Here is a 13,875-nt window from a genome sequence, read left to right on the forward strand (position 1 = left end):
AATTTTTTCTCACCCCGGCCCCGGTTTGCGGCATAAGCCAGGGGCTGCGCGGCGTGACCTGACGACGGCGCGTGTACAAGGTAAACTTCGCCCCCTGCGCAGGAGCAACCATGAACTATCGTCACGCCTTCCACGCCGGCAACCACGCCGACGTCTTCAAACACCTGACCCTGACCCGCCTCATCGCCCTGATGTCGCGCAAGGAGCAGCCATTTGCTTACCTCGACAGCCACGCCGGCATTGGTCTGTACGACCTTCAGGGCGACCAGGCGTCGCGCACCGGCGAGTACCTGGAGGGCATTGCCCGGTTGTGGGGCGAGCAGGATCTGCCGCCGCTGACCGCCGATTACATGGACCTGCTGCGCAAGATGAACCCGGATGGCCAATTGCGCTATTACCCGGGCTCGCCGGAGCTGGCGCGGCGCCTGACCCGCCCGCAGGACCGGGTGCTGCTCAACGAGAAACACCCTGAAGACGGGCAGTTGCTCAAGGACAACATGAAAGGTGATCGCCGGGTGGCGGTGCACCTGGGCGAAGGCTGGCACGTGGCGCGGGCGCTGCTGCCGGTGGCCGAGAAGCGCGCGTTGATGCTGATCGATCCGCCCTTCGAGCAATTGGACGAAATGCAGCGGTGCGCGGCGTCGCTCAAGGAAGCCATCGGCCGCATGCGCCAGACCGTGGCGGCCATCTGGTACCCGGTCAAGGATCAGCGCATGTTGCGCCGCTTCTACCAGGACCTGGCCGGCACCGGAGCCCCCAAACTGTTGCGCGTGGAGTTGCTGGTGCACCCGCTGGACACCCCCAACAGCCTCAACGGTTCCGGCCTGGCCATCGCCAACCCGCCGTGGGGCCTGGAGGAAGAGCTGCGGGAACTGCTGCCGTGGCTGTCGAAAAAGCTCGGCCAGACCCAGGGCGGCTGGCAGATGGACTGGCTGATAGAGGAGTAACAGCGGCAAGCGGCAAGCCAGGACTGAACCGCTTGTCGCTGCTCTTAACTTGCCGCTTGTGGCTGCTCTAAATGGGGCAAGTGACCCCGGTGCCACCGATGCCGCAGTAGCCGGCGGGATTTTTCGCCAGGTATTGCTGGTGGTAGGCCTCGGCAAAGTAGACGGTCGGGGCTTCTTCGATTTCAGTGGTGATGGTGCCCAGGCCGGCCTTGGTCAGTTCTTCCTGATAGGCCTGTGCACTGGCTTTTGCCGCCGCCAACTGCTCTGGCGTGGTGGCATAGATCACCGAGCGATACTGGCTGCCGATGTCATTGCCCTGGCGCATGCCCTGGGTCGGGTTGTGCAGTTCCCAGAACATTTTCAGCAGGTCTTCGTAGCGGGTCTTGGCCTGGTCGTAGACCACCAGCACCACTTCGCTGTGGCCGGTCAGGCCCGAGCAGACTTCTTCATAGGTCGGATTGGGCGTCACGCCGCCGGCATAGCCGACCACCGTGCTGACCACGCCGTCGTGCTGCCAGAAGCGGCGTTCCGCGCCCCAGAAACAACCCAGGCCAAAGATCGCGAAGCCCACATCGTCGAGGAATGGGCCCAGCAGCGGGTTGCCATTGACGAAATGGGTTTCGGGCAGGTTCATCGGGGTTTCGCGGCCAGGTAGAGCTTGTTCTTTAGTCGGTAGCACGTTTTTGTTCACCAGGATTTCCGAGCGCAGAACCATGATTCAGTCCTCTCAGTCAGGTTGGGGAGTCAGTTACAGAATAGACACGCAGTTTGCCCGAGTGTTACAGCGCTGTCAGGCGATTGGGCCGCGCGGGTAGCGTTTGAGCTTGTCGATCAGCTCGGAGCCGGGGATCGGGCGGTCGAACAGGTAGCCCTGGCCGACGTCGCAACGGTGGCGGCGCAGGAAGGCCAGTTGCTCGGCAGTCTCGATGCCTTCGGCCACCACCTTGAGTTTCAGGTTGTGAGCCATGGCGATCACCGCTGAAGTGATCTCCATATCGTCCTGATTGTCGGGAATTTCGTGGATAAAGCTGCGATCGATCTTGATGATGTCGATCGGGAATTTCTTCAGGTAGCTCAGGGACGAATAGCCGGTGCCGAAGTCGTCCATGGCCAGGGTCAGGCCGAGCTTTTTCAACTGATCCAGTTGCTGGTGGGTGTCTTCCGTGGCTTCCAGCAGCAAACCTTCCGTCAGTTCCAGCTCCAGCAGCGAGGAGGGCAGTTGCTCCTCCTTGAGGATGCTGGCGATCGAGGCCACCAGGTCCGGGTCGGAAAACTGCTTGGGTGACAGGTTGATCGCCACCTGCAGGTTGCCCAGGCCCGCTGCGGTCAGTTGCTTGCTCATGCGGCAGGCCTGGCGCGCGATCCACTTGCCGATGGGGATGATCAGGCCGGTCTCTTCAGCCACGCTGATGAACTGGTCCGGGCGGATCATGCCCTTTTCCGGGTGGTTCCAGCGCAGCAGGGCTTCCATCCCCAGCAACCGGCCGCTGCGCAGGCAGAGCTTGGGTTGGTAGAACACGTCGAGTTCGTTCTGGGTCAGGGCGCGGCGCAGATTGTTTTCCACGAACAGCTTGTAGCTGGCCTCGGCGTTCAGTGCTTCGGTGAACACCTGCACCTGGTGCTTGCCGTTGGCCTTGGCCTTGTGCAGGGCCAGGCCGGCGTTGCGCATCAGGGTTTGCGGGTCGCGCCCGTGCAGCGGCGCGCAGGCCAGGCCCACGGAGCCGGTGACGCTGATCAGCTGGTTGTCGACGAACATCGGCTTGTCCAGGGTCGTCAGCAACTGGCTGGCAATCAGCTGGCCGGCCTCCAGGCTGGTGTCATCCAGCAGCACCGCGAACTCGTTGCTGGCGAAGCGCGCCAGGCTGCCGCTCGGGCTCAGGCTGTTGCGCAGGCGGCGGGCCAGGCTGATTAGCAATTTGTCGCCGGTCTGGTGGCCGAGGCTGTCGTTGATCCGCTTGAAGTTGTCGATGTCCACCAGCAGCAGGCTGATGGGGGTGTTGCTGTCGCGGGCGAAACGTTCGTCAAGGTTGCGGATAAAGGCCGGACGGTTGCCCAGGTTGGTCAGGTTGTCGGTGTAGGCCAGGCGCTCGATGCGCTGCTGGGCCAGCTTGGCCTGGGTGATGTCTTCGTAGATGCCGATGTAGTGCGTCAGCTCGCGGTTGTCGCCATAGACCTTGGAGATCGACAACTGGCCCCAGTAGGGCTCCAGGTTTTTGCGGCGGCTCTTGAACTCGCCTTGCCAGCTGTTGCTCTGGGCCAGGCTTGATGGCGCGTCGAACAGCAGCTCGCTGAGGTTTTCCAGGGCCGGCAGTTCCGACAGCCGATGACCGTGGACTTCCTCGGTGCTGTACTGGGTGATCGCCGTGAAACTGGGGTTGACGTACTCCACCACGCCATCGCAATTGACCAGCAAAAACGCGTTGGCGCTTTGCTCCACGGCACGCTGGAACAGGTGCAGGGCGCTGGTGGCGGTGCGGCGGTTGTGATTGTTGATGACTTGGGCGAACTGATCGGCCAGCTCGCCGGCAAAGGCGATCTCGTCGGACTGCCAGGCCCGGGTCACGCCGGTCTGTTCCAGGCACAGCACGCCGACCACCTGGCCGTCGATGCGGATGCTCGCGTCGAGCATCGCATTCACGTCGCGGGGCCTAAGGCTTTCTGCCATCTCTCGGGTGCGCGGATCGCGCATGGCGTTGTGCGCATCGATGGCGCGGCAGCTGTGCAGGGCCTCCAGGTAATCCGGAAAACCACTGGCGTCGATAACCTCGGGGATCCGGTATTCCTGAGTCGCGCGGGTGTACGCGGCGATCGGCTTCAGCAGCTGGTCTTCGAGGTTCCAGATGCTCGCGCAGTCGATCTCGTAGATGTCGCAGGCGCAGCGTGTGATCAGCTCGGCGGCTTCCTTCAACGAGTTGCCGGAGCTGTAGCGCTGGCGCGTCAGGAGCAGGATCAGGTCCTGCTGGGCGCGTACCCGGTCCAGGTGCTGCAGCTGTTCCTGCTGGGCGCGCTGGTTGAGTTCCAGGGCGATCTGCAGACGGCTGTTCTGGGTTTCCAGGTCCTGGGTGGGCAGTGTGGGGGCGTCGCTGAACAGGCCGTCGACCACCAGCAGGTAGCCGCGCAACAGGTGGCGATTGTGCTGTTTGTAGGCTTCGCCCAGCTCCAGCAGGCTCAACGGGCCTTCGGCTGTATGCAGGGTGTAGCGCACCAGATAGTGCGGGCTGTGGGTCAGTTGCTGCTGGATGGCGTCATGCAACTGATAGCGCGCTTCAGGCTCCATCAGGCTGGCGTAAGGGGCGCCGACCAGGGCACAGAGTTCGACCGCCGGCAGGCCGAATTGGCGTTCGCAATTGGGGTCGAGAAACAGCAGCGCCCAGCTAGCTTCGTTCAGCCGTTCGAAACGCAGCATGCCGAGCCTGGAAGGCACGGGCAACTGCGTCACTACCTCGGCCACCATACGGCTGGCGGCATCGGGTTGGCTTTTCATTGAGGAACTCGCTTCGAAAATGCTGATCGCGCTGGGCTCGCGCCCTCTTCACTGTTGTCTGCGGCAAGGTTGCATCATGCGGCACTTACTGACAAGAGAGATGAAGGCTAAGTGCTATAAGAATCTATCGGCAGCGCTCAGGATTTCTGCACACTTATCGCGTGCCGTTTGGCGCCGGGCTCTGGCCTGGCTGCTGCGCCGATGTGCAGGCAAAAAAAAGCCCCGCCAAATTGGCGGGGTTGAGGTACGAGCGTGGCGCTCGGAAAACAGTGCGTATCGGCTCTCCCATGACAGGAGAGCCGATTGGCTTACAGCAGGATGGTGCGGATGTCGGCCAGCAGGTCGCTCAGGCGCTTGGTGAAGCGTGCCGCAGCGGCGCCGTTGATCACACGGTGATCGTAGGAGAGCGACAGGGGCAGCATCAGCTTCGGCTGGAAGGCTTTACCGTCCCAGACAGGCTGGATGGTGGCCTTGGAAACACCGAGGATCGCCACTTCCGGCGCGTTGACGATCGGCGTGAAGCCGGTGCCGCCAATGTGCCCGAGGCTGGAGATGGTGAAGCAGGCGCCCTGCATGTCGTCGGCCGAAAGTTTCTTGGTCCGGGCTTTTTCAGCCAGGGCCGCGGCTTCGGCAGCCAGTTGCAACAGGCTCTTCTGATCGACGTTCTTGATCACCGGTACCAGCAGGCCATCAGGGGTGTCGACCGCGAAGCCGATGTTGACGTACTTCTTGCGGATGATCGCCTTGCCGCTAGGGGCCAGCGAGCTGTTGAAGTCCGGCAGTTCCTTGAGCAGGTGTGCGCAGGACTTGAGCAGCAATGGCAGCACGGTCAGCTTGACGCCAGCCTTCTCGGCGACGGCTTTCTGGGCCACGCGGAACGCTTCCAGCTCGGTGATATCAGCCGAGTCGAATTGGGTCACGTGCGGCACGTTCAGCCAACTGCGGTGCAGGTTGGCGGCGCCAGCCTGCATCAGGCGGGTCATCGGTACTTCTTCGATCTCGCCGAAGCGGCTGAAGTCCACGACCGGGATCGGCGGGATGCCAGCGCCACCGGTTGCGCCGGCAGCTGCCGGTGCTTCCTTGGCTTTCTGCAGCATGGCCTTGACGTAGACCTGCACGTCTTCTTTCAGCACACGGCCGTGTGGGCCGCTGGCGCTGACGCCGCTCAGGTCGACGCCGAACTCGCGAGCCAGTTGGCGAACCGCCGGACCTGCGTGAACCTTGGCGCCCGGCTTGGCCGGGGCTGCCGCAGGTGCCGGAGCCGCAGCGGCAGGTGCGCTTTCAGCCTTGGCCGCGGGAGCCGCAGCAGGGGCTGGAGCAGGAGCGGCTGCGGGAGCTGCGCCCTTGACCTTGAGCTTGAGGATCAGGTCGCCGGTGCCGACTTCGTCGTCCAGCTTGATCGAAACGCTTTCCACGACGCCGGCGGCAGGCGATGGAATTTCCATGCTCGCCTTGTCGGATTCGAGGGTGATCAGCGACTGGTCGGCGGTGACGGTGTCGCCAGCCTTGACCAGGACTTCGATGATCTTGGCCTTGCCCGACGAACCGATATCCGGGACGTGGATGTCCTGGACGGTGTCGGCTACCGGTGCTGCAGGCGCGGCCGCAGGAGCGGCAGCGGCTGCCGGAGCAGGCGCTGCAGCCTGGGCTGGCGCGGCGGCGGCAGGGGCCGCAGCACCCGCCACTTTCAACGCCAGGATCAGGTCGCCAGTGCCGACTTCGTCGTTGAGCTTGACGCTGATGCTCTCGACCACGCCAGCGGCAGGCGATGGAATTTCCATGCTCGCCTTGTCGGATTCGAGGGTGATCAAGGATTGATCGGCCTCAACGGTGTCGCCGACCTTGACCTGGATCTCGATGATCTGGGCCTTGCCCGACGAGCCGATGTCCGGCACGTGGACTTGCTGCGTGGTGGCAGCAGCCGGCGCGGCGGCTGGAGCGGCGGCGGCAGGTGCGGCCGCCGGTGCTGCTTCAGCTTTGGCCGCCGGCGCAGGGGCAGCCGCAGGGGCCGCAGCAGCGGCACCTTCGACTTCCAGCTCCAGCAGTTCGTCGCCTTCTTTCAGGCGATCGCCCAGCTTCACTTTCAGGGCTTTGACGATGCCGGCCTTGGGCGCAGGAATTTCCATGCTGGCCTTGTCCGACTCAAGCGTCAGGATGCTCTGGTCGGCTTCGACACGGTCGCCGACCTTCACAAATAGTTCGATTACTTCACCTTCACCGCTGCCGATGTCAGGTACGCGAATGAGTTCGCTCACAGAGTGTCTCCTCAGCAGTCCAGTGGGTTGCGTTTTTCCGGGTTGATCCCGAACTTGACGATAGCCTCGGCCACCACCTTGGGTTCGATATCACCGCGGTCAGCCAAGGCTTCCAGGGCTGCCAACACCACGAAATGACGGTCTACTTCGAAGAAGTGACGCAGTTTCTTGCGGCTGTCGCTGCGGCCGAAACCGTCGGTGCCCAGGACTTTGAATTCCTTGGACGGGACCCACTGACGAATTTGTTCAGCGAACAGTTTCATGTAGTCGGTAGAGGCAATGACCGGACCTTTACGGCCGCTCAGGCACTCTTCGACGTAGCTCAGTTGCGGCTTCTGGCCCGGGTGCAGGCGGTTGCTGCGCTCGACGGCCAGGCCATCGCGACGCAGTTCGTTGAAGCTGGTAACGCTCCAGACGTCAGCGCCGATGTTGAACTCTTCACGCAGGATCTTCGCCGCTTCACGCACTTCGCGCAGGATGGTGCCGGAGCCCATCAGCTGGACGTGGTGTGCCGCTTCCTTGGTGTCTTCTTCGAGCAGGTACATGCCCTTGATGATGCCGTCCTCGACACCGGCCGGCATGGCTGGCTGCTGGTACGACTCGTTCATCACGGTGATGTAGTAGAAAACGTCCTGCTGCTCTTCGGTCATTTTCTTCATGCCGTCCTGGATGATCACCGCCAGCTCATAGCCGTAGGTTGGATCAAAGGTGCGGCAGTTCGGGATGGTGCCGGCCAGGATGTGGCTGTGGCCGTCTTCGTGTTGCAGGCCTTCGCCGTTCAGCGTGGTGCGGCCGGCGGTGCCGCCGATCAGGAAGCCACGGGTGCGGCTGTCGCCAGCGGCCCAGGCCAGGTCGCCGATACGCTGGAAGCCGAACATCGAGTAGAAGATGTAGAACGGCAGCATCGGCTGGTTGTGGCTGGAGTACGAAGTGCCGGCAGCGATGAAGGAGCTCATGGCGCCCGCTTCGTTGATGCCTTCTTCGAGAATCTGGCCCTTCTTGTCTTCGCGGTAGAACATCACCTGGTCTTTATCGACTGGCTCGTAGAGCTGGCCGACGGACGAGTAGATGCCCAACTGGCGGAACATGCCTTCCATACCAAAGGTACGGGCTTCGTCAGGGATGATCGGAACGATGCGTGGGCCGATTTCCTTGTCCTTGACCAGCTGCGCGAGGATCCGCACGAAGGCCATGGTGGTGGAGATTTCACGGTCGCCCGAGCCGTCGAGGATGGCCTTGAGGGTGCTGAGGTCTGGCGTCGGGACGGCGAAGCTCTCGGCGCGGCGCTGTGGCACGAAACCACCCAGGGCAGTGCGGCGCTCGCTGAGGTAGCGGGCTTCGGCGCTGTTTGGCTCTGGCTTGAAGAACGGCAGGTTCTCCAGCTCTTCGTCCTTGACCGGGATGTCGAAGCGGTCGCGGAACAACTTCAGGCTGTCGACATCGACTTTCTTGGTGTTGTGCGCGGTGTTTTTCGCTTCGCCGGCACCGGTGCCATAACCCTTGATGGTCTTGGCCAGGATGACGGTAGGTTGTTCTTTGTGGTTGACCGCTTCGTGGTAGGCCGCATAGACCTTGTACGGGTCGTGGCCGCCACGGTTGAGTTTCCAGATCTCGTCGTCGGACAAGTCGGCAACCATGGCCTTGAGTTCAGGCGTGTTGAAGAAGTGCTCGCGAACGAAGGCGCCGTCTTTGGCCTTGTAGTTCTGGTACTCGCCGTCGATGACTTCGTCCATGCGACGTTGCAGGATGCCGTCGACGTCCTTGGCCAGCAGTGGGTCCCAGAAACGGCCCCAGATGACTTTGGTCACGTTCCACTGGGCGCCACGGAATACGCCTTCGAGTTCCTGGATGATCTTGCCGTTGCCGCGAACCGGGCCGTCGAGGCGCTGCAGGTTGCAGTTGATGACGAAGATCAGGTTGTCCAGCTTCTCGCGGCCGGCCAGGGAGATGGCGCCCAGGGATTCCGGTTCGTCGCACTCGCCGTCGCCCAGGAAGCACCAGACTTTCTGCTTGCCTTCAGGGATGAAACCGCGGGCTTCCAGGTACTTCATGAAGCGCGCCTGGTAGATCGCCTGGATTGGACCCAGACCCATGGATACGGTCGGGAACTGCCAGAAGTCAGGCATCAGCCAAGGGTGCGGGTAGGACGACAGGCCCTGACCGTCGACTTCCTGGCGGAAGTTGTTCATTTGTTCTTCAGAGATGCGGCCTTCCATGAACGCACGGGCGTAAACGCCTGGGGAGGTGTGGCCCTGGAAGTAGATCAGGTCGCCGCCGTGTTCGTCGGTCGGGGCCTGGAAGAAGTAGTTGAAACCAATGTCATACAGCGTCGCGCTGGAGGCGAAGCTGGAGATGTGACCGCCCAGGTCTGAATCCTTCAGGTTGGTGCGCATGACCATCGCCATCGCGTTCCAACGTACCAACGAGCGAATGCGGCGTTCCATGAACAGGTCGCCAGGCATGCGTGCTTCGTGGGTGACGGGAATCGTGTTGCGATAGGGCGTGGTGATGGCGTAGGGCAATTGCGAGCCGCTGCGGGTCGCGAGTTCGCCCATACGGGTCATCAGATAGTGAGCACGGTCTTCGCCTTCTTTGTCGAGAACCGATTCCAGGGCGTCCAGCCATTCCTGGGTTTCGACGGGATCGAGGTCTTGCATGGCTTGCTCCAGGGCGGAAAGGCTTCCAGAATCGGTTGCCTGAGTTTGCGACTGGCCTTGTGGGCAGACGATTATAAATTCTTGGATTGCCGGAGGGTTGATCCGGCGGCGTGTAGTTTTACTACAAATCGTCGGCCATTTCAGCCTTTCGAATGTATATACGAGTAGTAAAACTACAGAAGATTGGCTTGTGGCCTCCTGCTTCGTTGTGAGAAAAATCGTTACTGTTGGTCAACGGCCAACATCCTTGGGTAGGAATTTGATGCTGGCTGCCAATAAAACAGAATTTTCAGCTATTTCTAACCTTTGTTCGACAGTCCATCACGACGCGTGTTTGCGGTATTTGCCACAGCCCCTCACTTTCCACGCCGATCAAGGATAGCCCATGAGCCTGCCCGTGCTTGCCCAAGTCCCCGCGATTCTCCTGCCATTAGTCACTCGTGCGCAGCAGTCGTTTCGTGACGCGGTGGCAGCCCTGGATGACGAACACGGGCTTGGAGCCTGGACCGAGCAACGCTGGGACGACTTTGCCCGGGTCGGCGCGGCCAGCGATTTTGTCATTGAGCAGAGTCTGCGTGACCCTTTGATGTTGCTGCAACTGGTGCAGTCCGGCGAGCTGGATCGCGGTTTTGCGCCGGGAGAGCTGTGCGCCCAGATTGCAGCCGCGGTGCAGCAGGCCGAAACCGAAGACGAGTTGGGTCGGGTGCTGCGCCGCCAGCGGACCCGGCACCAGGTCCGGATCATCTGGCGCGACCTGACGCGCCAGGCGGACCTGGTGCAAACCTGTCGCGACCTGTCCGACATGGCCGACGCCAGCATCGACCAGGCCTATCAATGGCTGTACCTGCGCCATTGCCAGCAGTTCGGCACCCCCACCGGTCGCCGCAGCGGCGAGCCGCAACAGATGGTGATCCTCGGCATGGGCAAGCTGGGGGCGGTGGAGCTGAACCTGTCTTCGGACATCGACCTGATCTTTGCCTACCCCGAGGGCGGCGAGACGGTGGGGGTCAAGCGTTCGCTGGATAACCAGGAATTCTTCATTCGCCTCGGTCAGCGCCTGATCAAGGCCCTGGACCCGATGACCGTCGACGGTTTTGTGTTCCGTGTCGACATGCGCCTGCGCCCTTATGGGTCGGCCGGCGCCCTGGTCCTGAGTTTCAATGCCCTTGAGCAGTACTACCAGGACCAAGGCCGGGACTGGGAGCGCTACGCCATGATCAAGGCGCGGGTGGTGGCTGGTGATCAAGTGGCCGGGGCCCAGTTGCTGGACCTGCTGCGGCCCTTTGTCTACCGGCGCTACCTGGATTTTTCGGCGATCGAAGCGCTGCGCACCATGAAGCAGTTGATCCAGCAGGAAGTGCGGCGCAAGGGCATGGCCGAGAACATAAAGCTGGGTTCTGGTGGCATTCGCGAGGTCGAGTTCATTGCCCAGGCGTTTCAACTGATCCATGGCGGGCGCGACCTCAGCTTGCAGCAGCGGCCTTTATTAAAGGTGCTGAGCACCCTGGAAGGTCAGGGTTACCTGCCGCCGGCAGTGATTGGTGAGTTGCGCGAAGGTTATGAGTTCCTGCGTTACACCGAGCATGCAATCCAGGCGATTGCCGACCGCCAGACCCAAATGCTGCCTGACAGCCCGCAGGACCAGGCGCGTATCGCCTTTATGCTGGGCTTTGCCGATTGGGCGGCGTTCCACGAGCAGTTGATGTACTGGCGCGGCCGGGTGGAGTGGCACTTCCGCCAGGTGATTGCCGATCCGGACGAGGAAGACGGTACCGAGAGCGAAGTGGTGGTCGGCGGCGAATGGCTGCCGCTGTGGGAGGAGGCCCAGGACGAAGAAGCCGCCTGCCGGCAGTTGCAGGAAGGCGGCTTCAACGATGCGCCCAAAGCCCTGAAAACCCTCGCCAGCCTGCGCAGCAGCCCGCAACTGCGGGCCATGCAACGCCTGGGGCGGGAGCGGCTCGACGCCTTTATCCCGCGCTTGCTCGCGCAGGCGGTGGAACATGCCAACCCTGATCTGGTGCTGGAGCGGGTGTTGCCGCTGGTGGAGGCGGTGGCGCGGCGTTCGGCCTACCTGGTACTGCTCACCGAGAACCCCGGGGCCCTGCGCCGTTTGCTGACCCTGTGCGCCGCCAGCCCGTGGATTGCCGAGCAGATCACCCGATTCCCGCTGTTGCTCGATGAATTGCTCAACGAGGGCCGGCTGTTCAAGCCGCCCCTGGCCCCGGAGCTGGCCGCCGAGCTGCGGGAGCGCCTGACCCGCATCCCCGAGGACGACCTTGAGCAGCAGATGGAAGCCTTGCGCCACTTCAAGCTGGCCCACCGGCTGCGGGTCGCCGCCTCGGAAATCGCCGGCAGCCTGCCCTTGATGAAGGTCAGCGATTACCTGACCTGGCTGGCCGAGGCCATTCTCGAACAGGTTCTGGCCCTGGCCTGGCGCCAGACGGTGGCCAAATATGGCTCGCCCCAGCGCAGCGACGGCACCCTATGCGACCCGGGCTTTATCATTGTCGGCTACGGCAAGGTCGGTGGTATCGAGCTGGGGCACGGCTCCGACCTGGACCTGGTGTTTATCCATGACGGCGATCCCCAGGCCGAAACCGATGGCGCCAAGCCGATCGACGGTGCGCAATTCTTCACCCGGCTGGGCCAGCGGATCATTCATTTGCTGACCACCCAGACCAACTCCGGGCAGCTCTATGAGGTCGATATGCGCCTGCGTCCGTCCGGCGCTTCGGGGCTCTTGGTCAGCTCCCTGGGGGCCTTTGCGCGTTATCAGGAAAACGAAGCCTGGACCTGGGAGCATCAGGCCCTGGTGCGGGCGCGGGTGCTGGTCGGCAGCCAGGATGTGGGCCGGGCCTTTGAGAAAGTCCGCGCCGCGGTGCTGGGCAAGGCCCGCGACCTGCCCAAGCTGCGCCAGGAGGTCAGCGAGATGCGGGCCAAGATGCGCGACAACCTGGGCAGCAAGCTGACCGCCGCCGGAACCGCGGCAAACGCCTTCGAGGCCACGGCGCCGTTCGATCTCAAGCAGGACGCCGGTGGTATCGTCGATATTGAATTTATGGTGCAATACGCGGCCCTGGCGTGGTCGCAAGAGCACCCGTCATTGCTGCGCTACACCGACAATATCCGCATTCTGGAAGGGTTGGAGGAGGTCGGGCTACTTCCCGCAGCCGATGCCAGCCTGCTGCGCGAGGTGTATAAGGCCTACCGTTCCGCCGCCCACCGCCAGGCCTTGCAGAACGAGGCCGGGGTGATTGCCGGTGATCAGTTCGCCAGCGAACGGCGCGAGGTTTTACGGATTTGGCGCGAGCTGGGGCTAAGCTAGGTTTTTGCCCATACCCGCGCAGCCAGGGTTGGCCAGCAACGTGAGGTTGCTACAAACGTACCCGGCGAGCCGTTCGCGGCTGGTCGTAAATCAACTGGCGGTGAAGGCCGCGGGTGCTGGATTCTCGAGGCGGGGAGGCGGAAGCCTCCCCGGTTCGTTTTTGGAAACCACATGAATATTCTGATCGTTGGGCCCAGTTGGGTCGGTGACATGGTGATGGCACAGACGCTGTTTCAGTGCCTGAAGCAGCGCCATCCGCAATGCGAGATCGACGTGCTGGCCCCCGAGTGGAGCCGCCCGATCCTGGAGCGCATGCCCGAAGTGCGCCAGGCCTTGAGCTTCCCGCTCGGCCACGGCGCGCTGGAATTGGCCACCCGTCGGCGCATCGGCAAATCCCTGGCCGGCCAGTACGACCAGGCGATCCTGCTGCCCAATTCCCTGAAATCGGCCCTGGTGCCGTTTTTCGCCGGCATCCCCCAGCGCACCGGTTGGCGTGGCGAGTTCCGCTATGGCCTGCTCAACGATGTGCGCAAGCTGGATAAAGAACGCTACCCGCTGATGATCGAGCGCTTTATGGCCCTGGCCTACGCGCCTGGCGCCGAGTTGCCGACGCCTTACCCGCGCCCGAGCCTGCGCATCGAACCGCAAAGCCGCGATGCCGCCCTGGCCAAGTTCGGCCTGAGCCTCGATCGCCCGGTATTGGCCTTGTGCCCGGGTGCCGAGTTTGGTGAATCCAAACGCTGGCCGTCCGAGCATTACGCCAAAGTGGCCGAAACCAAGATCCGCGAGGGCTGGCAGGTCTGGCTGTTCGGTTCGAAGAACGACCATGGTGTGGGTGAAGAGATTCGCGCCCGACTGATTCCGGGCCTGCGTGAAGAGTCATACAACCTCAGCGGCGGCACCTCCCTGGCCGAAGCCATCGATCTGCTGTCCTGCGCCGACTCGGTGGTGTCCAACGACTCCGGCCTGATGCACGTGGCCGCCGCCCTGAATCGCCCGCTGGTGGCGGTGTACGGTTCCACGTCGCCGGGTTTTACACCGCCGCTGGCGGAGAAAGTCGAAATCGTGCGCCTGGGCCTCGAATGCAGCCCCTGCTTTGACCGCACGTGCCGTTTCGGCCATTACAACTGCCTGCGCCAGCTCCTGCCGCAGCCGGTGAACGAAGCCTTGCAGCGCTTGCAGGGCACTGCGGTCGAGGTCCAGTAAG

Annotated in this window: 7 protein-coding genes; 3 read left to right on the plus strand and 4 right to left on the minus strand. The window is 62.7% G+C overall.

Annotated features, from left to right (window positions below; translation table 11 throughout):
* The first annotated feature begins 110 nt into the window (after nt 1-110).
* Nucleotides 111-947 carry a 23S rRNA (adenine(2030)-N(6))-methyltransferase RlmJ gene (locus MF4836_RS05525; protein ID WP_078469504.1) on the plus strand — a complete coding sequence of 279 codons (837 nt, stop codon included), beginning with the start codon at nt 111-113 and terminating at the stop codon, nt 945-947.
* A gap of 67 nt (nt 948-1,014) precedes the next feature.
* Here MF4836_RS05525 and msrA read toward each other — a convergent pair whose 3' ends face one another.
* The 4 genes from msrA to aceE form a co-directional block, all read right to left on the minus strand.
* Nucleotides 1,015-1,662: a peptide-methionine (S)-S-oxide reductase MsrA gene (msrA, locus tag MF4836_RS05530; RefSeq protein WP_078469505.1), complete on the minus strand. Its 648-nt coding sequence runs from the start codon at nt 1,660-1,662 to the stop codon at nt 1,015-1,017.
* 75 nt (nt 1,663-1,737) lie between these two features.
* Nucleotides 1,738-4,431 carry a sensor domain-containing phosphodiesterase gene (locus MF4836_RS05535; protein ID WP_078469506.1) on the minus strand — a complete coding sequence of 898 codons (2,694 nt, stop codon included), beginning with the start codon at nt 4,429-4,431 and terminating at the stop codon, nt 1,738-1,740.
* A 308-nt stretch (nt 4,432-4,739) separates the two neighbouring features.
* Nucleotides 4,740-6,686 (minus strand): dihydrolipoyllysine-residue acetyltransferase, encoded by a 1,947-nt coding sequence (gene aceF, locus MF4836_RS05540; protein WP_078469507.1) that lies wholly within the window; start codon nt 6,684-6,686, stop codon nt 4,740-4,742.
* Nucleotides 6,687-6,697: 11 nt separating this feature from the next.
* Nucleotides 6,698-9,343, minus strand: a complete 2,646-nt coding sequence (gene aceE, locus MF4836_RS05545; RefSeq protein ID WP_078469508.1) for a pyruvate dehydrogenase (acetyl-transferring), homodimeric type — start codon at nt 9,341-9,343, stop codon at nt 6,698-6,700.
* A 385-nt stretch (nt 9,344-9,728) separates the two neighbouring features.
* On the opposite strand from aceE, the gene glnE reads away from it, so the two are divergent.
* Together glnE and waaF are read left to right on the plus strand one after the other, a co-directional pair.
* Complete coding sequence (glnE, locus tag MF4836_RS05550) at nt 9,729-12,668, plus strand: bifunctional [glutamate--ammonia ligase]-adenylyl-L-tyrosine phosphorylase/[glutamate--ammonia-ligase] adenylyltransferase (RefSeq protein ID WP_078469509.1); 2,940 nt, start codon at nt 9,729-9,731, stop codon at nt 12,666-12,668.
* A 171-nt stretch (nt 12,669-12,839) separates the two neighbouring features.
* A complete protein-coding gene (gene waaF, locus MF4836_RS05555; RefSeq protein WP_020298936.1) occupies nt 12,840-13,874 on the plus strand; it encodes a lipopolysaccharide heptosyltransferase II in 1,035 nt (344 codons plus the stop codon).
* The last annotated feature ends 1 nt before the right edge of the window (nt 13,875 follow it).

It is taken from the genome of Pseudomonas sp. MF4836 (assembly GCF_002018875.1).
GTDB lineage: Bacteria > Pseudomonadota > Gammaproteobacteria > Pseudomonadales > Pseudomonadaceae > Aquipseudomonas.